This window comes from Azoarcus sp. KH32C (genome assembly GCF_000349945.1).
In the GTDB taxonomy this organism is placed as follows: domain Bacteria; phylum Pseudomonadota; class Gammaproteobacteria; order Burkholderiales; family Rhodocyclaceae; genus Aromatoleum.
Genome location: NC_020516.1, coordinates 1,565,371 through 1,584,233, shown reverse-complemented (window position 1 = coordinate 1,584,233; position 18,863 = coordinate 1,565,371). Strand labels below are relative to the sequence as shown.

18 protein-coding genes and 1 riboswitch are annotated in these 18,863 nt (G+C 62.3%); of the genes, 15 read left to right on the top strand and 3 right to left on the bottom strand.

Annotation, left to right across the window (positions count from 1 at the left end):
• The first annotated feature begins 152 nt into the window (after positions 1-152).
• The 8 genes from AZKH_RS07030 (at position 153) to AZKH_RS06995 (ending at position 6,158) form a co-directional block, all read left to right on the top strand.
• The gene (locus AZKH_RS07030) at positions 153-992 is read left to right on the top strand and encodes a flagellin (RefSeq protein WP_015435058.1); all 840 of its coding nucleotides are present in this window, start codon (positions 153-155) and stop codon (positions 990-992) included.
• A gap of 91 nt (positions 993-1,083) precedes the next feature.
• The gene (locus tag AZKH_RS07025) at positions 1,084-1,491 is read left to right on the top strand and encodes a flagellar protein FlaG (protein WP_015435057.1); all 408 of its coding nucleotides are present in this window, start codon (positions 1,084-1,086) and stop codon (positions 1,489-1,491) included.
• A gap of 18 nt (positions 1,492-1,509) precedes the next feature.
• Entirely contained in the window at positions 1,510-2,907 is a 1,398-nt protein-coding gene (gene fliD, locus AZKH_RS07020) for a flagellar filament capping protein FliD (protein ID WP_015435056.1), read from the top strand.
• A 21-nt stretch (positions 2,908-2,928) separates the two neighbouring features.
• Positions 2,929-3,342 carry a flagellar export chaperone FliS gene (gene fliS / locus AZKH_RS07015; protein ID WP_015435055.1) on the top strand — a complete coding sequence of 138 codons (414 nt, stop codon included), beginning with the start codon at positions 2,929-2,931 and terminating at the stop codon, positions 3,340-3,342.
• An 8-nt stretch (positions 3,343-3,350) separates the two neighbouring features.
• A complete protein-coding gene (locus AZKH_RS07010; RefSeq protein WP_041655998.1) occupies positions 3,351-3,689 on the top strand; it encodes a flagellar protein FliT in 339 nt (112 codons plus the stop codon).
• 54 nt (positions 3,690-3,743) lie between these two features.
• Positions 3,744-5,057: a flagellar hook-length control protein FliK gene (locus tag AZKH_RS07005; protein WP_015435053.1), complete on the top strand. Its 1,314-nt coding sequence runs from the start codon at positions 3,744-3,746 to the stop codon at positions 5,055-5,057.
• A complete protein-coding gene (locus AZKH_RS07000; RefSeq protein ID WP_015435052.1) occupies positions 5,044-5,367 on the top strand; it encodes an EscU/YscU/HrcU family type III secretion system export apparatus switch protein in 324 nt (107 codons plus the stop codon). Before AZKH_RS07005 ends, AZKH_RS07000 begins: the two co-directional genes overlap by 14 nt.
• Positions 5,368-5,396: 29 nt before the next feature.
• The gene (locus tag AZKH_RS06995) at positions 5,397-6,158 is read left to right on the top strand and encodes a flagellar brake protein (RefSeq protein WP_015435051.1); all 762 of its coding nucleotides are present in this window, start codon (positions 5,397-5,399) and stop codon (positions 6,156-6,158) included.
• A 15-nt stretch (positions 6,159-6,173) separates the two neighbouring features.
• On the opposite strand, the gene AZKH_RS06990 is transcribed toward AZKH_RS06995, so the two are convergent.
• On the bottom strand, positions 6,174-9,164 hold the full coding sequence (locus AZKH_RS06990) for a M10 family metallopeptidase C-terminal domain-containing protein (RefSeq protein WP_015435050.1): 2,991 nt from the start codon (positions 9,162-9,164) through the stop codon (positions 6,174-6,176).
• Positions 9,165-9,236: 72 nt separating this feature from the next.
• A riboswitch (cyclic di-GMP riboswitch) is annotated at positions 9,237-9,327 on the bottom strand.
• Between the two features lie 334 nt (positions 9,328-9,661).
• On the opposite strand from AZKH_RS06990, the gene AZKH_RS27970 reads away from it, so the two are divergent.
• The 7 genes from AZKH_RS27970 (at position 9,662) to AZKH_RS06960 (ending at position 16,609) form a co-directional block, all read left to right on the top strand.
• Positions 9,662-9,913: a helix-turn-helix transcriptional regulator gene (locus AZKH_RS27970; protein WP_369795095.1), complete on the top strand. Its 252-nt coding sequence runs from the start codon at positions 9,662-9,664 to the stop codon at positions 9,911-9,913.
• Positions 9,914-9,969: 56 nt separating this feature from the next.
• Positions 9,970-10,239, top strand: a complete 270-nt coding sequence (locus AZKH_RS06985) for an AlpA family transcriptional regulator (protein ID WP_015435049.1) — start codon at positions 9,970-9,972, stop codon at positions 10,237-10,239.
• A gap of 420 nt (positions 10,240-10,659) precedes the next feature.
• Positions 10,660-11,103, top strand: a complete 444-nt coding sequence (locus tag AZKH_RS06980; RefSeq protein ID WP_015435048.1) for a MerR family transcriptional regulator — start codon at positions 10,660-10,662, stop codon at positions 11,101-11,103.
• Positions 11,096-13,336, top strand: a complete 2,241-nt coding sequence (locus AZKH_RS06975) for a VIT domain-containing protein (protein WP_015435047.1) — start codon at positions 11,096-11,098, stop codon at positions 13,334-13,336. Before AZKH_RS06980 ends, AZKH_RS06975 begins: the two co-directional genes overlap by 8 nt.
• A 363-nt stretch (positions 13,337-13,699) precedes the next feature.
• Positions 13,700-14,425, top strand: coding sequence for an OST-HTH/LOTUS domain-containing protein (locus tag AZKH_RS06970; RefSeq protein ID WP_231874481.1), 726 nt, complete (start codon positions 13,700-13,702; stop codon positions 14,423-14,425).
• Positions 14,426-14,920: 495 nt separating this feature from the next.
• Positions 14,921-15,703 carry a tyrosine-type recombinase/integrase gene (locus AZKH_RS06965; protein ID WP_015435045.1) on the top strand — a complete coding sequence of 261 codons (783 nt, stop codon included), beginning with the start codon at positions 14,921-14,923 and terminating at the stop codon, positions 15,701-15,703.
• A 483-nt stretch (positions 15,704-16,186) separates the two neighbouring features.
• On the top strand, positions 16,187-16,609 hold the full coding sequence (locus AZKH_RS06960; protein WP_041655997.1) for a hypothetical protein: 423 nt from the start codon (positions 16,187-16,189) through the stop codon (positions 16,607-16,609).
• Positions 16,610-17,078: 469 nt separating this feature from the next.
• Here AZKH_RS06960 and AZKH_RS27215 read toward each other — a convergent pair whose 3' ends face one another.
• Together AZKH_RS27215 and AZKH_RS06950 are read right to left on the bottom strand one after the other, a co-directional pair.
• Entirely contained in the window at positions 17,079-17,213 is a 135-nt protein-coding gene (locus tag AZKH_RS27215) for an AlpA family transcriptional regulator (protein ID WP_156822057.1), read from the bottom strand.
• A gap of 206 nt (positions 17,214-17,419) precedes the next feature.
• Complete coding sequence (locus AZKH_RS06950) at positions 17,420-18,799, bottom strand: Fic family protein (RefSeq protein ID WP_015435042.1); 1,380 nt, start codon at positions 18,797-18,799, stop codon at positions 17,420-17,422.
• Between the last annotated feature and the right edge of the window lie 64 nt (positions 18,800-18,863).

The following is an 18,863-nucleotide window of genomic DNA, read 5'->3' as shown; positions in this document are numbered from 1 at the left end:
CTCCGATCGCAAGACCCGGTTTCGGTGAAAATTTATCTAAAGTTTTCGTTGGATGGCCCGTTATCACACTTGAGCAGAGCTACAAGGCACCACTAGGTAACCGCAAAGCCCCTGCCCCGAACATCCTAAACCTTTGAAAGACGGAGACCATCATGGCTGCAACAATCAACACCAATGCGATGTCGATGAATGCTCAGAGGAACTTGTCCACCTCGCAAAGCATGCTGGCCACGTCGGTGCAACGCCTGTCTTCCGGCCTGCGAATCAACAGCGCGAAGGACGACGCCGCTGGTCTGGCGATCTCCGAACGCATGAACGCCCAAGTGCGTGGTTTCAACGTCGCCATCCGCAACGCGAACGACGGTATCTCGATGGCGCAGACTGCTGAAGGCGCGATGCAATCGGTCACCGACAACCTCCAGCGCATGCGCGAACTGGCGGTGCAGGCGATGAACGGTACGATCACCACCGGTACCGGCAGCGACGCGGCAAACCTCGACACCGAATATCAACAGCTGAAGTCCGAAATCAACCGCGTGCTGAGCGGCACCACATTCAACGGCATCAACGCGCTGAACATTACCGCCGACACGAAGTTCCAGGTCGGTGCGGGCACCGCCACCAACGACTCGATCACGGTTTCGGCCAGCCAGGTCAGCGTGTCCGGCGCGCTCACCGGCGTCAGCGGCAGCATCTCGGGTGGTCTGGCCGGAGCCAGTGCGGAACTGGTCGCGATCGACAGCGCGCTCGACAAGGTCAATAACGCGCGCGCCAACTGGGGTGCCGTGCAGAACCGCTTCCAGTCCGTCGTGCAGAACCTGCAGGTCTCGTCGGAAAATATTGCCGCCGCCCGCGGACGGATCGTCGATGCCGACTTCGCCCAGGAAACCGCGAACATGACCCGCGGTCAGATTCTGCAGCAGGCCGGTACCGCGATGCTCGCCCAGGCGAACTCGATGCCGAACAACGTGCTGACGCTGCTGCGCGGATAACGCGGATACTTCAACACCGCATCGACGAGGGGCTGGAGTGTCCACAGGGCACTCCAGCCTTTTGCGCTAGAATGAAGCTGGAGGTTCCATTATGGCAATTGAATCCCTTGCAAGCGCCGGCCCCCCCGGTTCAATGCTCCCGGCTGCCCAATTCCAGTCGCGCCCGCTCGCTCAAGCTGCGGCCGCGTCCGGCCCCCGCCCGGAATCGACAACCACCCTGGCAGCGCAGGCTGCTTCGGCAAACACTGCGCCAAGCCAGGCTGCAGCATCCCCAACCAAGACCGATGTCGAAGACGCCGTAAAGAAGGTTCAGAAAGTCGTCGAAGCGCAGGCAAGCAATTTGCTTTTCTCGATAGACGAAGACTCGGGAAGAACGGTGGTCAAGGTCGTCGACTCAAGCACCAACGAGACCATCCGGCAAATTCCGAGCGAGGAAGTGCTTTCCATCGCCAAGGCACTCGACAAGTTGCAGGGCTTGCTGCTCCGGCAGACGGCCTGATCATTCTGGAGCAAAGACATGGCTACGATCTCCGCAGGCGGAATTGGCTCGGGACTCGACACCGCCTCGATCATTTCCCAGCTCATGTCGATCGAGCGCCAACCGATCCAGGCGCTCACGAAGCAGGTCACCTCATTCCAGTCCCGATTGTCGGCATTTGGCCAGTTGAAAGGCGGCTTGTCGGCGCTGCAGACCGCCGCCGAAGCACTCAGCAAGACCGAAAAGTTTTCCGCATTCAAGGCCACCGTCGCCGACGCGACGCTGTTCAGCGCTGCCGCGGGCACCGGCGCCACCGCCGGAAGCTACGCCGTGGAGGTCAAGTACCTCGCTCAGGCCCACAAGATCGCGTCTGCCGGCTTTGCAAGCAACACCACGACCGTCAATACCGGCACCCTGACCATCGATCTTGGCCAGCTGACCGGCGGGACCTATACGGCCGACGCGAGCAAGACGTTCTCGATCACGATCGACAGCACCAACAACACCCTCGAGGGGGTGCGCAACGCGATCAATACCGCCAAGAAGGGCGTCACGGCGACGATCGTCAATGACGGCTCCGCCTCACCGTCGCGGCTGGTCATCACGTCGAACGACACGGGGACGGCAAACACGATCCGCATGTCCGGCGTCGCCGGACTCGATTACGATCCTGCCTCAAACACCGGCTCCATGACTCAGAAGATCGCATCGCAGGACGCCCAGTTGGAGGTCGATGGCATCGCGATCACTCGTTCCACAAACGCCGTTTCCGGTGTGATTCCCGGCGTTACTTTGAACCTGACCAAAGCGAATCTCGGCAGCCCGACGACACTGACGGTCGCCTCGGACACGGACACCGTCAAGAAGAATATCGAAGCGTTCGTCAAGGCGTACAACGATCTAAATTCGATGATCAAGACGCAGACCGCTTACGATGCGAACACCAAGACGGCTGGCGCGCTGAACGGGGATTCGACGGTGCGTACGGTCGCATCGCGAATGCGCTCGGTCATCAACGAAAGCGTTTCTGGCCTCGCGAGCGGATCTTCACGCCTCGCGGACATCGGCATCAGTTTCCAGGCCGACGGCTCGCTGAAGCTGGACTCCACGAAACTCGACACTGCGCTGTCCGACCCCACCAAGGACGTCAGCACCATCTTCGGCAATGCCGCAGGCACGGCAGGCGTTGCGGCGGACATCGTGACGATGGCCAAGTCCATGCTCGGAACGGGCGGGCTGTTGAGCAACCGCACGGACGGGATCAACTCCACGATCCGCAGGCTGAACGATCGCAAGGACGCTCTCGAATCGCGCATGACGCGGATCGAATCCCGGCTTCAGGCGCAATTCACGGCACTGGATACGACAATGTCGAGCATGAATGCCACCAGCCAGTACCTTACGCAGCAACTCGCGGCACTATCCGCAAACCGTTAAGAAACATCGAGGAACATTCGAATGTTCGGAAAATTCCAAAGTCGTGCCGATGCGTATGCAAAGGTGGGGATCGAAACATCGGTGATGACCGCCGACCCGCACCAGCTGATCCTGATGCTCTTCGATGGCGCCTTGATGTCGATTGCCACGGCCGGCGCATCCATGGAACTGAAGGATATCCCGGCCAAAGGGGAGGCGATTTCCAAGGCCATCGAAATCATCTTGAACGGGCTGCGCGCAAGCCTCGACCAGGAAGCGGGGGGGGAATTGGCCGCCCGCCTAGCGGCGCTGTATGAATACATGGGCGAGCGCCTGCTCTACGCCAACCTGTACAACAGCCGTCCCGCACTCGACGAAGTCAGTAATCTTCTGCACACGCTCCGTGAGGCGTGGGCAGGCATCGCCCCCAACGCGGTGGCAACCGAAGCCGCCTGAGGCAGACCATGAGCACGCTCCCTTTGCTTGAATCGATGCACGCGCTCTCGGTCGGCATGGTCGAAGCGGCTCGCGCCAACGCCTGGGAGCAACTCGCCGCGCTCGAAGAGGAGATGGCCCGCCTGCGACGCGAGGCGATGCGGCTCGACGCGCAGCAAGACCCGGCAGCCGCGCCACTCAGCCCCGAAGACACCCGCCACAAGGCCGAGCTTCTCAGCCAGATGCTCGATAACGACCGCGAAATCCGGACCCACGTCCAACCGTGGCTTGAGAGCACCCGCAAACTGCTCTCCGCCGGCGTCCGGGACCGCGCGGTGCGCGCCGCCTACGGCGCCTTCGAACCCTGATGCCGATGCGCGCCCAAGGCGCGCCTGTGTAACGTCGGCTGAGGCTATGCAGACATGATCCCCTCCGATCTCGCCGCCCGCCTCCGCATGCTCGCCGAAGCGAGCTTCTTCGGCAGCGAACCGACGCCGCTGCAGGGGTCGGCGCGTGTCCGCGACATCCAGTCCCGGCTTCCGGCCCTGGAAGCAGGCGAGCGCTACACAGCCGCCCTGCAACGCAGCCTGCCGGACGGCACCTTCCAAGCGATCATTGCGGGAAAGACCTATACGCTCGCGCTCAACAGCGCTGCGACGGCGGGCGACACGGTCGAACTCGTCGTCACCAAGAACACGCCGAACACCGTGTTCGCCCAGCTCGTCACACCGCCCGGCCCTGCCGTGAACGAGGGCGCGGCCGAAGCCCGCCCGACATTGAGCGCCGTCGGCCGGCTGATCGGCTTCCTGCTGACCGGCCAACCTGCCGCGAAGCCGACCGAACTCGCCGGCGGCCAACCCTTGCTCGAGGCGCCCCCCCTCCAGGGTGGGGAAACACTCGCGCCCATTCTCAAGCAGGCCGTTGCGGAAAGCGGGCTTTTCTACGAGTCGCACCAGCTGCAGTGGATTTCGGGAAAACTCCCGACCACCGCCCTGCTCCAGGAACCCCAGGGCCAGGAGCCCGTGCCCGCGCAGACGGTGGCCCCCGGTCAAACAGATGCCCCGAGCGCCGCGGACGAGTTCGCGACGCCCCGCCCGGCTGGCGCCCTCAACGTGCCGCTGCCCCCGGCGGCGGGCGAGGCCTCGGAAAGCCACGAACCGGCGATGGCTGCCCTGGGGCACGCGGAGGAACCTCACGCCCGCAGCGAAGCGCCCCCACTGCGAGCGACGCCCGATCAGCTTGCCAGAGGGGCCGACCGGCTCTCCCCCGCATCGTCGGATTCATTCGACGGCAATGATTCGGCACTCCGTGCGAACGCAGCAAGCGGCGGCAGCACGGCAGCCCGTGCGGCAGCGGTGCCCGAGCGGCTGATGCCGGTGATTCACCAGCAGCTCGATGGCATGGCGACGCAAACCTACGTGTGGCACGGTCAGGTCTGGCCCGGCCAGCCCATGGAATGGGAAATCGAGGATCCGCAGCGAGAACGCGAAGGGGCGACCGGGGAAGACTTGCCCAAGGAGTGGAAGACCACGCTGCGGCTGACGCTTCCCCGCCTCGGCGGACTCGAAGCCCGGCTCGTCCTGACACCGGCCGGTGTCGCGATGCGCCTGCTCGCAGACGACACGGAAACCGTTTCCGCCCTCGACAGTGCACGCGCCCAGCTCGATGCCGCACTCGCCGCGGCCAACGTTCCCTTGACCGGCTTTGTCGCGGAGCGCCGTCATGAACGGGAATGAATCGGCCGCCGAAAAGCGCGGCGAAGCCGTCGCACTCACCTACAGCAAGGGCGACGCCGCGCCGCGCGTCGTCGCCAAGGGGCGCGGACTGATCGCGCGCGAAATCATCGAACGCGCACGCGAGGCCGGCGTTTTCGTCCATGAATCGCCTGAGCTCGTCGGACTGCTCATGCAGGTCGATCTCGACGCGCGCATTCCGCCGCAGCTTTACGTCGCTGTCGCAGAGCTGCTGGCATGGATCTACAGGGTGGAACAAGGCGGTCAGGCGGCCAAGCTCGCAGGGCCGCCGCCCCCGCCATCCGTGCTATAAAGATTGCTTTTTGATTCGCGACCTTTCGCATGACCGCGCCCTCCGACCGCAGCACTCCGCAGCCGCCCCTGGACCCCGGTGCCTTTGCCCGTTATTCAATTCACGACCGGCGGGAGATCTTGCAGCTCCTGAACGCACTGGTTGCCCGGCGCGAACCGGTCACGACCTACATCGACACAGGCCCCTGGTTCGTTACCAAGGTTCTGGCGATTTCTTCCGACGGCAGCGCGCTGGTCCTCGATGCGCCCGCTGACGAGGCGGTGAGCGCGCTGGCCGGGAATGCTGCTCAGCTGGTCTGCACGACGCGGCTCGAGAAGGTAAACATCCAGTTCACGGTCGAGGCTGCCGCGCTGGACACTTTCGACCACCGCCCGGCTCTGCGCGCGGCACTGCCGGAAAGCATCCTGCGGCTCCAGCGTCGGGAATTCTTCCGACTCCCGACGCCGCAGTCGGAACCCGTGACGTGTTCGATTACGCATTCGCTCCCGGACGGGCGGAAGAAGACGGTCAAGCTTCGCATCCTCGACATCAGCGGAGGTGGACTTGCGATCGTCGTCCCACCCGACGAACTACCCTTCCTGCCGGGCATGGAATTCAACCGCTGCCACCTCGAGCTTCCGGACAACGAGTCGCTGGAAGTCGGGCTGAAAGTGCGCAACCTCTACACCGTGGAAAAGCCCGGCAGCGGCATTGCCACCCGTGCCGGCTGCGAATTCTTCGGGCTTTCTCGGCAGATGATGGCCCGGATCCAGCGCTACATGTTCAGACTGGAGCGCTCGCTCCGGGCATGAGGACAGGCGTCGCGATCAGAGAATGAGATCCGACGCCGACAAGGACGCAAGGTTCGTCAGCTGGATCGCGAACTCCGCGTCCGAATCCGCATCGGTGTTGCCGTAAAGCACGCCTCCCGCGAATTTCAGCTGGCCGGCGCTCGTGAACGCAGCATCGGCGCCAAGTATGACGGCGCTGAACGCATCATCTCCGGCCGTCACCGAATTCGCATCGAGGGCGGAAAGATCAATCCGGTCGGATCTCGTCTTGAAGTCGGTGATCACGTCCCAAGTCGAACTCGTGACGCCCATCTCCGAAAGGTTGTTGAAATCGAAGGTATCCTTGCCGGCGCCGCCGGTCAGAATGTCCAGGCCGCCGCCACCCACGAGGACGTCGTTACCCGCCTTTCCGTCCAGGTGGTCGCTTCCATCTCCACCTTCCACGCGGTTTGAGGAGGCGTTGCCGATCAGCACATTGTCGAGTTCGTTGCCGTACACGTCGAACAGACCCTTTCCGGTGACCGTCACGTTCTCGATCGCCCAGAGCGATCCGCCCGCCAGATCGACCGACATCGCCGACAGCTTCGACGTGTTGGAATACGCGATCTGCACGGTGTCCGTGCCGCCCCCGACCACCTCCCAGACGTTTTCAAGCTCGCCGGCCTGATCGAGCACGAAGGTGTCGTTACCCAGGCCACCGCGGAAGGTATCCACCCCCCGCCCGCCTGTCAGCAGATTGTCTCCGTCGTTGCCGGTGAGAACGTTTGCGAGCGCGTTGCCAGTGCCATTCGTGTTCGCAGTGCCGACGAGGGTCAGGTCCTCGATGTTGTTCTTGAGCGTGTAGGAAACCGACGACACCACCTGGTCCACACCGGCGCCGAGCAACTCGGTCACCTTATCCCCCGCGTCGTCGACGACGTAGGAGTCGTCCCCGGCCCCGCCGTAGAGCTTGTCGGCCCCGCTCCCGCCATCCAGCCAGTCGTTGCCGTTGCCGCCCGTGAGCGTGTCCGCACCACCAAAACCGTAAATCAGGTCGTCGCCTGTGGTTCCGACCAGCTTGTTGACCGCATCGTCGCCATTCACCGTCACGCCCGGCAAGGTCGTCGCCTCGAGCGCGTAGCTGCCGGTGCCGTCGAACGCATCGAAGGCGGCGAGGTACAAGGTGCCACTTTGGACCGCCGTGTAGCGGATCTCCGAATTGAGCGTCCCGTGTGCATCGTCGTTATAGGCAAGCAGCACTCCGTTCGACCCGCGCAACTCCAGAAACGGGTCGAGATTGCCGCTCGTCCGCTCGAGCGAAAAGACGTAGGTGGTACCCGCGACGACGTTGAGGCCGAAGAGGTCGCCGTCGTTGGCGGTTTCGATCACGCCGGCCTGGGCCGCGCCATTCACGTCCACATTACCCGTCGTGCTGATGTCCAGCGGATAATCGTCGGACTGGATCGCGACATCGTCGTTGAGGACGATTGCGCTGATCGTTGCGTCGCCCAGTTGCAGTCCCGATGAGGGCGCCGAAAGGGTGACGGCAAAGGACTCGTCGCTCTCGACCGTGAGATCGCCCAGGACCGAAACCGTGAAGGTGTGCTGCGTCTCTCCCGGCGCAAAGGTCAGCGTTCCGCTCGTCGCGCCGCTGAAATCACCGCCGTCGGCCGAGTCCGCGCCGTACCCGGCCACGCTCCAGCCCACCGTTTGTGTCGTCTCGGCAGCGACGCTGAGGCTCGCTGTGAAGGTATAGAGCACCGTTCCCCCATCGCCTTCGAACTGCGAAACGGCATCGCTCGCCAGCGAGACGACGGGAATTTCGGCGGCAGCCTGTCCCGTATAGTCGCTCGCTGACCGGGTCACGTCCCCCGCGAAGGCGAAATATTCAATCCCCACGATGGTGTCGACGCCCGTGACATCGCTCGAGAAGGTGAAACTGTGGCTACCCGAATTGTAGGTGACGGTGTAGCTCGCGATGGAGCCCGAGAAGAAGGCCCAGTCGGTTCCCGCGCCCCCGTCGATATAGTCGTTGCCGGCCCCGCCGGTCAGGTCGTCGTTGCCGTCGAGGCCGTACAGGCTGTCGTTGCCCGCACCGCCGTCCAAGCCGTTGGCGAGGCTGTTGCCCGTGACGGTATCCGCGCCGGCGCCACACACTGTGTTCTCAATATTGGTCGAGTACGCGATGGCGATGTTGTACGTCATGTCGTTGCACGACGAATACGATCCCGGCGCCAGATTGACGACGCTGTCGGTCGTCCAGCCGGTCAGATCGAGCGTGTCGTTGCCGCCGGCATCGTAGATCGTAAGGATCGGGTTATGGTTGATCGAGAAATCGAATATTGATGCCATCGGCCCGACGACGTTGGAGCCGAAGCCATATGTCGTGTCGCCGGTGCGGGTCGTCGTATCCGCGCCGTAGATCGTCTGGATCGCCATGACGTCATTGAGCATGGGAGTCTGCGGCGAATAGGTCCTGCCATCGGCGCCGACCCAGTCCGCCCACGCCACCAGCCCTTCGCCGCCATCGGACCCGGTTCCCATCGAGGGCCCGAAATACGACATCACGGAGTAGACGGTGCTGTCCTGGTAGCTCGACGGCGTCCAGGTTCCGGCGCCGTTGTAGTCACCCATGTGATCCAGGCCCAGAGAATGGCCGATCTCGTGCACATAGGTTTCGAAGCCGTACTTGCCGATTTCGGGCGAGGTCAGAGTGCTCTCGGTGACGTTGAACCAGACGCTGCCGGTGGTCGGGAAATAGGTGTGGGCGTAATCCACGCCGGTGCTGCTCATCCCGAACTCGATGTTCGACGCCGAACTCGTCGTACGGGCGAAATTCACGGCGATCAGGTCATTCCAAGCGGTCAGGGCCAGTTCGGCATAAGCCTGCTCGGTCGCATTGAGGTCCTGGAAGCCCGTCGCCTCGGAGGAGCCGTAGATTCCGCTGGACGTTGTCGGAAACGCGTAGGTGATCGTGGTGCCGGACCAGCTCTGGCCGGATACGAGTTGGTCGATGACTTGCTGGTTCGTCCACGATGGAAGTGCCATTCCCTGTCCTGTCCAAATGTGCGCATAGCACGACGGAAGATGGGAAGGATTGCCGATGTGTGAAACGAAGGGGCAGGCAACCCGGCCACCCGCCCTGAGCGATCAGGGGAAGGGTCCGCGGCTTTGCGTCCGGGGGTTTCCCACCCGTTTGCCATAAAAATTCCGCCGACTATAACATGCCGTTGGCGAATTTACTCAGCCCCCACCGGGGGAATTAACGGACTTGCAGCGTCCTGGGCTGCCGGCTTTAGACCGGCATGTTCATGATGTCCTGATATGAACAACAAGCCAATAACTATTTGAATTTTCTGATAACTTTTAAGGCCGACTGCGCGTTCTGCCCGCGATTCTGCCCAACGCCACAAAAGTCTCACGCTGCGACCCTGACGCCAACCCGCCGCCAAAACCGCCAAATTTGGGGCCGCGCCGCGACCCTCGGTATCTTGATTCCTGTCGGACGCTACTGCACGCAGCAAGCCCACACTGCAACGCAGCCGATGACAGGACAACCGCTATTGAGATGCGCAGGACAAGCCGCCGAGGGCGCTTTCGAGACTACTGACATGATTCTACCGCAACATCCCGAACCGCTGCTTCGGCTCCCCGACGTTCTACGCGTGGTCCCCGTATCCAAGTCGACGTGGTGGGCGGGCGTAAAGTCCGGCCGCTTCCCGGCACCCGTGAAGCTCGGCACCCGAATCACCTGCTGGCGGGCCAGCGACATTGCGCGACTGAGTGCGGCTGCCTGAGCCGCTCGCTATATGTAATAGGCCCGGCCCGTCGGGCCTGTCTCCGGAGAAGCCGCATGCAGCTGCCCACCCTGCGGAAGCGCACCATCGAAAATTGGGTCGCCAACGGGCAGATGCCCCGCCCTCACGCGACCGGCGGGCGCCGCGTGTATTGGCGGCCCGACGTCCTCTATCGATGGCTGGATGAGCGCCTCAATCCCGACATGGAAAACGGCGTTCGCGGAGCGACAGCACCGTATCCAACCGAACGCCAGAGCGAGAACACGGTGACGACGGCGGGACGCAAGCCCGGCCGTCCGCGCCGTCCTCTATCGATGGCTGGATGAGCGCCTCAATCCCGACATGGAAAACGGCGTTCGCGGAGCGACAGCACCGTATCCAACCGAACGCCAGAGCGAGAACACGGTGACGACGGCGGGACGCAAGCCCGGCCGTCCGCGCAAACCCTTGCCTTCACTGCTTCGTCTGGCGGGCGGTTAGTGCAGTCGCCGGTCAGTGGATGTGGGACGCGCTGTCCCACGCTGCGGCACCTGCTTCTCCCCGAGCCCGCCGCAAAACACCTGGTCTAGACACCAAGCCGCAGGATGGAACCGTACGTCCGACGCCTCTCCGCTGACCACAAGTCAGGCCGCAATCGCTGAGCCGCCCCCCCCCCACCCCCACCAGACCGCTCTCCAGTCGGTCGTATATAACACTTGTATTTGACACTATGAGTGTTATATTAACTCCAACGGAATGGAGAGGCCATGGAACCCGCAAAGACGTACACCTTCGACGAGCTCTGCACCCTCGTCGAGTTGCCCTCACGGACTGTGCGCTACTACATCCAGCTCGGCCTCGTTGACCGGCCTGATGGCGCCAACCGCGGCGCCCGGTACGCGACGCGTCATCTCGAGCAACTCCTCACCATTCGGAAGTGGCAGAGCGCGGGGCTCTCACTCGAGCGCATACGTGAACTTTTGCAGGAGCCCCAAGCGAATGCCCCCCCTACGCGCAGACGAGGTCCGGGGACGGTCGAGGTGTGGAGCCATCTCGTCGTTGCGGAGGGAGTCGAACTACACGTCGAGTCGGGGATGTCAGGGCTGTCGCCCGAGGAACTCCGGGAATTCTTTCGCGGCGTGACGGCGCAGTACGAGCTTATCCGCGGTCGCAAAAATCAGGACGGTATAGAGGGGAACAGCAATGACTGAGCAAATCGGCATCCGTACAAAATCCGGCGAAAACCTCGCGCTCAAGGGCGTCGAGGCAACGGCACGCCTTGCCGGACTCCTCGCCACCACGACCGTCGTGCAACAGTACGAGAACACGACGAACCGTAACCTCGAGATTGCCTATACCTTTCCCCTGCCGGTCGATGCGGTGCTTTTGAGCTTCGCGGTGAGCATCGGTGACCGCCGCTACTGCGGGGAGGTCGTGCCACGAAGCAAGGCCGAAGCGCAGTATGAGGAAGCCGTCGAGTCCGGTAACGCTGCATTCCGCCTGCAGTCCGCCGGCAAAGGACTCTATACGGCCACCCTTGGCAATGTGCTCGCGGGTGAAGCGGTGCGCATTGAGCTCAAGTATTCCGAGCCTCTCGCCTGGAACGGCCAAAATCTCCGCTATCGGATGCCGACCACACTCGCCCCGCGCTACGGCGAGCCCGGACACCTCGAGCCGTGGCAGCGTCCGGACGTCAGTGTCACTGCCGAATATGGGCTCGCGGTGCAGGTCGAGCTCTTCGGCGAGCTCGCTACTGCCTCCGTCGCCTCACCGAGTCATGCGATTCGCGTCAGTGCCGAACCCGGCGTCCTTAAGGTCGTCCTGGCGGGCACAGGCGCCTCGATGGACCGGGACTTCGTCCTGGAGATGCTGGCTTCGAACCTGACGTCTATCGCTGTCACCGCCTCGGCCCTCGACACCCATGTCGCGATGCTGACGCTCTTACCCCCCGCCGTCCCGTCTGACGCCCCCCGCGACACGGTGCTTCTTCTCGACTGCTCGGGGTCCATGGCCGGAGACAGCATTCGTCACGCCAAAGAGGGGGTGCAGCTCGCCCTCGGGCATCTCACCTCGGCCGACCGTTTCGGAATCATCGGCTTCGGCTCGAATGTCATTGCGCTCGCCCCTAAGCTACAGGCAGCCAGCGACCACGCGTTAGACCAAGCACGCCGCTTCGTGGCCGAGCTGGGGGACCTGGGCGGCACTGAACTCACTCGTGCGCTTGAAATCGCCCTCACCTACGCCGCCGGGCGGCCGCTCGACATACTGCTCCTCACCGACGGCGAAGCTTGGAATGTTACCGGCGCAATCGCCACGGCGCAGCGCCTCGGCGCGCGGATTTTCACCGTCGGCATCGGTGCGGCCGTCGCCGAGGACACCGTACGCACGCTCGCGGACGCGACAGGCGGCGCATGCGAACTCGTCTCCCCCAATGAAGATATGAGCGCGCGCATCGAGCGACACTTCATGCGCATGCGTCAGCCGCGCATCGAGGATGTTGAAATCACATGGCCAGTCAAACCGCAATGGGTCACTCGTCCGGCGCGCGCAATCTTCGCGGGTGACAGTTACTCGGTGTTCGCGGGCTTCCCTAGCCGTGTTGCAGGCGATTTCACCGCAACAGTGAAGTACTCGGAAGCCGGGATGAATCGCGAAATTCCCGTTCGCCTCAATTCCGCGAAGGCACTCGACACCTCCATCGTGCGCGTCGCCGCCGCTTCACACCTGCCCGTTCTCGCTGAGACATCCCGTCAGGACTGGGCTGTGCGTTACCAACTGATAACCGACGATACCGACTACATCGTCACTCTCGCCCGTTCCGCCGAAGAACGCGCCGCCGAACTCCCTGCAATGCACATCGTGCCCCACCAGCTTGCCGCGGGTTGGGGCGGCACGGGGACCGTACGGTTTTCTCGCCAGGGACCGGTCATTGCGGAGAGCGCGGCACCCTACGCCATGAGTTCCAGTGTGCCCTTCAATTTCGATATCCCCGCCGTCATCCGCAGGGCTTCACCTAAGCGCAGCCTCGATAGCTTTACCGAGCCGCGACAGGACACGCTCTTCGACGAATTCCTGACTCGCCTGGCGCGACGTGCACATCGGCGATTCCTGGGCGGTCTGCCACTCAGCCGTGGCGACCTGATGAAAACCCATGTTCCCCCGGAGCTGCTGTCCGTCTTCGACGAGGCACTGGCCCAGGGTTTCTCTGAGCTTCAAGTCGCTTGCGCCCTCCATGCAGCCCTCTTGCTGCACGCTTGCGCGCGAGCCCTCGGTGCGCGTTTCGAACTGACCGTGGACAAACTGCTTATGACCGAGCGACCCGACGGCGACCTGCAAGAGCGCTTCCGGTCGGTACTCGATGTCCTGTGGGACATGGCAAGGGCGAACGTGCCATGCGAATCCGCCTATGACATCCCGGCCTTCCTGCGCAGGCAGGCGGACTAGATGAGCCCCCGCGCCGGCACAGCACCGCCGGCGCGCAGCCCACGCTATCGAACGCCGAATCCGCATTTCCGGCGCAACGCACCGAGCCGTTTCCCCAATGCCCTCGCTGGGACTAGCCAGTAACTTAACGTGCTGCTGACGAGCTAGCAGATGGGGGGCTCGTTGTGCGCGGCCCATGAGGCGATAAGATATGCAGGTCTCTTAGCCCCAAGTGCGACTGTGAACCTATCTGAATCCGTATTTGAACCCTTGGTCGCCTTGCAGCGCGAGGTGCAGCGAAAGCTCGGTCGATGTTTGATTCGGCTTCAGCAGTACGAGCGGTTAGCGAAAGCTATCTTGGCAGAGCAGGAGATTGCGGGGCCGTTGAGCAAGCTGCAAGCGATTCGTGAACGCCGGATTGCGGAGGTATCAACGAAGACCTTAGGACAGCTTGCAGGCGCTCTGGAGCAGGGCTACCTATCTCCCACCCTTGGCCAACCCGACCGTGTCAGCGACGACGAGCCACAGGGCACATCCAATGAGATTTGGCTGCGCCACACGCACTGCATTGAGCTTTCACCCGAAAAGCATGCTGAAGTGGTCGCCGACATCAAGGCCCTGGTTGCTCTCCGCAATGAACTGGTGCATCACTTCCTTGAAGTGCAGGACATTTTGAGCATCGAGGGCTGCGTCAAAGCGGACCGGCACCTCGACGACTGCTACGAGCGCATCGACCGGAGCTACCGCGAGATGCACGGCTGGGCTACGACCGGGATGGAAGCGAAGCAGCGCGCGGCGGCCTTCATGCAGACGCCCGAGTTCATCGACATGCTGCTCCACGGCATTCTTCCCGGCGGTGGTGTGCATTGGGAGGCGAGTACTATTGTGCGGTTGCTGCGTGAGGCTGAGACCAAACTCGCGAATGACGGCTGGACGCTCCTCAAGGACGCCGTGGCGCTCATCGGCCGGGAGCACCCTGACCATGGACCACGACGATACGGGTGCAACGGTTGGCGGCACCTACTGCACGAGTCACGGCAATTTCTGCTGCGCAAAGAGCGATTCGGTAACGGTATGCCGACCCTGGTGTGGTATCGGACGAAGGCGTAGCCGCAGAAGCCCGCGAAGTTCCGTGGTGACGCGGAGACTTACTAATAGCGTCAATTCCCGGGATTCCTCGGCACGCGGCCGGAGTCCCGAATAGTCACGCACCCCTGAGAGGTGTTCGTCGCCGAGCTCTGCAGCTCGTCCGAGATACGGCTCCGCCCCTGCCCCGCGTGCAACACAGCACCTGCCAAGAATTATTTCCAACTGGAAACGGTATGACTTGGCCCCGCCATTCCCCACCGTCCCTTATGTCAAAGCTCCCGAATCGAGAGCCAGCCCGACGATGATGTCTTCGACCGGAAGCAACCTTGGCAAGTGATTTTCGCCCCGGAGCGAACGCTTTCCATTGGACGCGGACAATAGTCCAACCCGCGATACTTGCCACTACTTGACAGCAATGATTTCCAAATGGAAACGGCGACACGATAAACCGCCAAGTCAGTTGTTTCGCTCGCATTCCCTATACAGGTGCCTATCCACCTGCATGGAGATGCAAACATGAGCACTGCCCGACACCCCGACTCTCAGCCTCACCCGTTTTCCATGGCCACCGCAGCCGGCATGGTCACCGTCGGCGACGCCCTTGCACAACTCGCCAACAAGTTGCCTCCGAACCTTACCGTGCAAGCTGCTCGAGTCACGCAAGAACACCTGGCATCCCTTCGGCGCACTTCACTTGCATCGATTCCGCTTGCGGCTCTCACCGTTGCCGAACTCGCAACCTGGCTCCAACAACGCTTCGGCCACGTTCGACCCGCGGTGGCCGGACTCGAGTATTCACTGCTCCTCCACACCCTCGGCCTCTCTGCTTCCCGGCGCGGTATCGCCACGCGCCGTGCGACAGGCTCTCCCCTCCCGACGCGGACTACTGAGCGCCCCCATGGCATCCTGGATGAGCGCACATTCGACAAACTACTCGACGCCGCCGAGCGCTCAACACGCGCACCGTGGCTCCGCGCCGTGCTTCTACTTGTGCGTGACGTGGGAATGCGCGTCCGTGAGGTCCAGATGCTTGAGTGGCATCAACTAGACCTCGAGGCTAGACATGCTGATATTGTCGGCTACTACCACGGCTCAATGTGGAGGTTGCCGTTGTCCGAGCGAACGGTACGCGCACTCGCAGCTCTTCCACAGCAGGACAGCGTGCGCGTCTTCGCCCCGTTTGCGACGACGACCGCTTTGTACGTGGCGTTCCGGAATGCCTGCGAGGCCGCTGGCGTGGAAGCCCTCACTCTCAATGACCTTCGAAGATTGTCTGTCGAGGATTTGGCTCGCTCATAGTCCTCCCATCGATACTCGCAGCGCCCAGCCGCACCGGGCGTTGCGAGCGGGGCCACCACGCAGGCGAGATTTCTGCCAACAAGACGGCTGCTGTACCCCGTGGAATCCTGCCAGCAATATTTTCCGTCCGGAAAATCTTCCCTAAAGTCGGCCCCATTATGTGGCTTCCAACGCCCCGCGGGCGTTATTGCTTATGTGCTAACTCGCCAATGCTACGCATATACGTGCCCCCGCATCTCCCGAAAACAAATAGCTTAAATGGAGCAAGCCGCCAAAACCGCCAAAGTTGGTGCACTCGCGGTCGCGCCCGTACCTTAATTCCTGTCGGGTAACGCAGCACTCAAGCCCAGTCTGGATGGTCCCGCTCCCCAGGCGGTCTTCCGAGGTAACCGGCAAATGGAGCTAGCTATACATCGTGGGCACGCCAAGGAGCGTCCTACGCTGACCAACGGGCCCGATGGGCTCAAACAGGGAGGTACCACAATGAACCCCGTCAATACCGCAGCCGCTATTAACGACGCTGAGCCCAAGGCCCATAAGCTAGAGATGTTGCTCGCGCCGTACGGCAAGCTCGAGGCCGAGCAAGCGGCCACCCCATTGATACCGACGGATGCCGAACACCTCTCGGAGTTCAACGAATGGGCCCGCCCTTGGGGCTTTATGGCCGAGCTTGACGACGAGTACACGCACGACCCCGATAGCTTTGGCGGCCCCTTCGTGGTCCGCTACCAGAGATACCCGGGGTACGGCTGGGCCGTGGTGGGCATGGGCATGGCATGGGACGATATGGTGACGATGGTGCGCCTAAGCATCAAGGAAGAGGAAGACGCGGAAGAGACCGCCGAGCATGAAGCCGCCGACGACCTGCGTAGCATCGGCATCCGTGCCAGCACGAACGGGATGTAACGCCTGTACGACGAGGCCGCCGAGATGTTCCGCGCATTCGACACTGCAACCGACGCGCTCGCCTTCGTCAAGGAGCAAGAGACCGACGAGCAACGCTACGAGAGGCTCGAAGGCAAGCGTACAAGCCGCACGCGTTGAGCCAAATTCCAGGCTAACTCTAGGCCGCCTCATGGCGGCTTTGTGCCGTCTGCAGGCTCGCTCACACGACTGCACACTTAGGGCTGAAATCCTCTTCAATGTCAGAGCCTTGAGGCGCCCTCACAGTCCCGCCTCAAGGTATCAAACCCGCTGATACTTCGTGATACCACACCCAAGGACAGGCGCGCGGCCAGCTGCGGGCTCAACCGCTGGGGCGAACCGCGAGCTCCCCGCGCGTTGGCTCAATGCCTCAACCCAAGCACAGCCGCAGGGCATATCGCCGGCTAAACCCTCTGAAAACTGAGTTGCGTCTCGAACGCCCGACTCTGTGCTACTCGGCGGTTCGCAGTCCGCACTTCCCGAATTTCACCGGCGTGGGAAATTTCTTCTGTCGCATCCAGTTCTCCAGCGTGCGGTCGGAAATCCCGAGTTCAGTCACCACGTCCTGCTTCGTAATTGTCTTCATGATGTGACCCACATCGAGTTCTTCGGGCCGGGTATCCTCCGTTGCACCCGCGGCGTTGCCAGGTCCCGGAACCGGGTGCAGCAACGCTTAGCGCAGTTCCCTGACGCTCGTCGCGGGTATTACTACGCAACTGACCCAAACATGGGTTCAGCTTGGGCGAACTACCTTTGTGCATTTGAAACAGTCGCCTTATAGGGGATACAACATCACAGCCCAGGTCGGCCAGCGGCAATCCACTTGTCTGTGAGCGCGAGACCCAGCCGATACCGTGCGCAGTTGTAGGTCTCCAGGTGCTGGAGCTCTTCGCGCAGCAGTTGGGCAAACTTGTCTAGGTCCGCGGGGTCGATGCCCAAGGTGGGCACAAGGTTGGCGACCGCCGCAGCGCTGGCCACGACCTGCTGCACAGCGTCCCCCAGCAACTCCCTGTATTTGACACGGAAGGGGTCGGGGCCGCCCATCGCTTCGAGGATGGCCGCGTACTTGTCGATGGACCGACTATAGGTCCATTCGAAGAGTTCGACCGCAAGAGAGACATCCTGCTGCTCATATATGGCCAGCACCGCAAGCGCGTAGTCGGCCGGCTCGACGGCCATGAAGGAGAGCGGGGCACAGTTCTGTAGCAACAAAGGCAGGTTCGCGCACAGGCGACTGGTGCGCTTGTTACCGTCTTCAAAGGGCTGCAAGTAGGCAATATTCACCCAGAGAAAGAATGCCGCTTCGATAGGGTTTTTGATATGGCAGACCTTATCGACGATGTTGGCCAGAATCTCGTCCAGGAGTTGCGGCACCTGCAAGGGCACATAGACGGAGTCCGTAATGGTGACCACGGTGTTCCGTGCTTTGCCCAGGGCATCCGGATTGTGCAGGAGCCCGTTCATCAACAAGCTCTGGATGTTTCGCACAACGACGTCCCGGATGCCGTAATGGGGTACCTCATCGACCACGAACTCGATGGCATCTTTGTGATTCAGGAGCATCAGCGCCTCTTCGTCATCTCCGGGAGACCGTCCCCGCTCGAACAGCGCCTTCGTATCGAGCATGCTTTTCCGGTTCCCTTCCAAACGGGAGGAGTGCCAAGCTAAGTCAATCAGGAGCTGCTCGAGTACCTTTCGGGCATAGGTGCCTGCGGGCTGCTGTCCTGGCGTGCGTCCCTTCTCGAAAAGCTCCAGTGCCTTCGCCGGCGGGATGAGCGCCGATTGATTGGGGACGTAGTCCTCCACAAACGAGCGCTGATAGGCCACCGGCTTTCGAGTGCCGATGGGAGCGGTGAGCTTCTCAATGAGTGGCTGCTGCCCGGCCGAGAACTGGAATGCCTTGCCGGCCGGCAGGACCGGCTGACCGGTTGGGGGGGGCGGTATGGCTGCGGCTGCCTGCCCAGGGAGCGCATACCGAGTTGCTGGACCGCCATATCGTTTCTGGATGCTACCCTCTGCAATCATCCGGGCCAGATGATAATTGACCGTCGAGCGCGGGGCGTCGAGCGCCGTTGTAATGGCTTCTGGGGAGCTCTCTGCCTGGCCGGCGGCCAGCTGTTGGCCCAGGTACTCGAGAATTTCGGAGGGGAGGTTGCGGCGGGAGGAGGCCATCTTCTAACTATCTTCTAAGAAACTTGAAAGATGGGCTATCTTACAGTCTTCATCGAAGCAAAAG

What these genes read in the sequence shown, in the direction of transcription:
- AZKH_RS07010 (WP_041655998.1), top strand. Translation starts at nt 3,351, where the DNA reads ATGAGCACGCTCCCTTTGCTTGAATCGATGCACGCGCTCTCGGTCGGC.
- AZKH_RS06990 (WP_015435050.1), bottom strand. Translation starts at nt 9,164, where the DNA reads ATGGCACTTCCATCGTGGACGAACCAGCAAGTCATCGACCAACTCGTA.
- AZKH_RS27215 (WP_156822057.1), bottom strand. Translation starts at nt 17,213, where the DNA reads ATGAAGACAATTACGAAGCAGGACGTGGTGACTGAACTCGGGATTTCC.
- AZKH_RS06965 (WP_015435045.1), top strand. Translation starts at nt 14,921, where the DNA reads ATGAGCACTGCCCGACACCCCGACTCTCAGCCTCACCCGTTTTCCATG.
- AZKH_RS06975 (WP_015435047.1), top strand. Translation starts at nt 11,096, where the DNA reads ATGACTGAGCAAATCGGCATCCGTACAAAATCCGGCGAAAACCTCGCG.
- AZKH_RS07025 (WP_015435057.1), top strand. Translation starts at nt 1,084, where the DNA reads ATGGCAATTGAATCCCTTGCAAGCGCCGGCCCCCCCGGTTCAATGCTC.
- AZKH_RS27970 (WP_369795095.1), top strand. Translation starts at nt 9,662, where the DNA reads ATGACAGGACAACCGCTATTGAGATGCGCAGGACAAGCCGCCGAGGGC.
- AZKH_RS07000 (WP_015435052.1), top strand. Translation starts at nt 5,044, where the DNA reads ATGAACGGGAATGAATCGGCCGCCGAAAAGCGCGGCGAAGCCGTCGCA.
- fliS (WP_015435055.1), top strand. Translation starts at nt 2,929, where the DNA reads ATGTTCGGAAAATTCCAAAGTCGTGCCGATGCGTATGCAAAGGTGGGG.
- AZKH_RS07005 (WP_015435053.1), top strand. Translation starts at nt 3,744, where the DNA reads ATGATCCCCTCCGATCTCGCCGCCCGCCTCCGCATGCTCGCCGAAGCG.
- AZKH_RS06960 (WP_041655997.1), top strand. Translation starts at nt 16,187, where the DNA reads ATGAACCCCGTCAATACCGCAGCCGCTATTAACGACGCTGAGCCCAAG.
- AZKH_RS07030 (WP_015435058.1), top strand. Translation starts at nt 153, where the DNA reads ATGGCTGCAACAATCAACACCAATGCGATGTCGATGAATGCTCAGAGG.
- fliD (WP_015435056.1), top strand. Translation starts at nt 1,510, where the DNA reads ATGGCTACGATCTCCGCAGGCGGAATTGGCTCGGGACTCGACACCGCC.
- AZKH_RS06950 (WP_015435042.1), bottom strand. Translation starts at nt 18,799, where the DNA reads ATGGCCTCCTCCCGCCGCAACCTCCCCTCCGAAATTCTCGAGTACCTG.
- AZKH_RS06985 (WP_015435049.1), top strand. Translation starts at nt 9,970, where the DNA reads ATGCAGCTGCCCACCCTGCGGAAGCGCACCATCGAAAATTGGGTCGCC.
- AZKH_RS06995 (WP_015435051.1), top strand. Translation starts at nt 5,397, where the DNA reads ATGACCGCGCCCTCCGACCGCAGCACTCCGCAGCCGCCCCTGGACCCC.
- AZKH_RS06980 (WP_015435048.1), top strand. Translation starts at nt 10,660, where the DNA reads ATGGAACCCGCAAAGACGTACACCTTCGACGAGCTCTGCACCCTCGTC.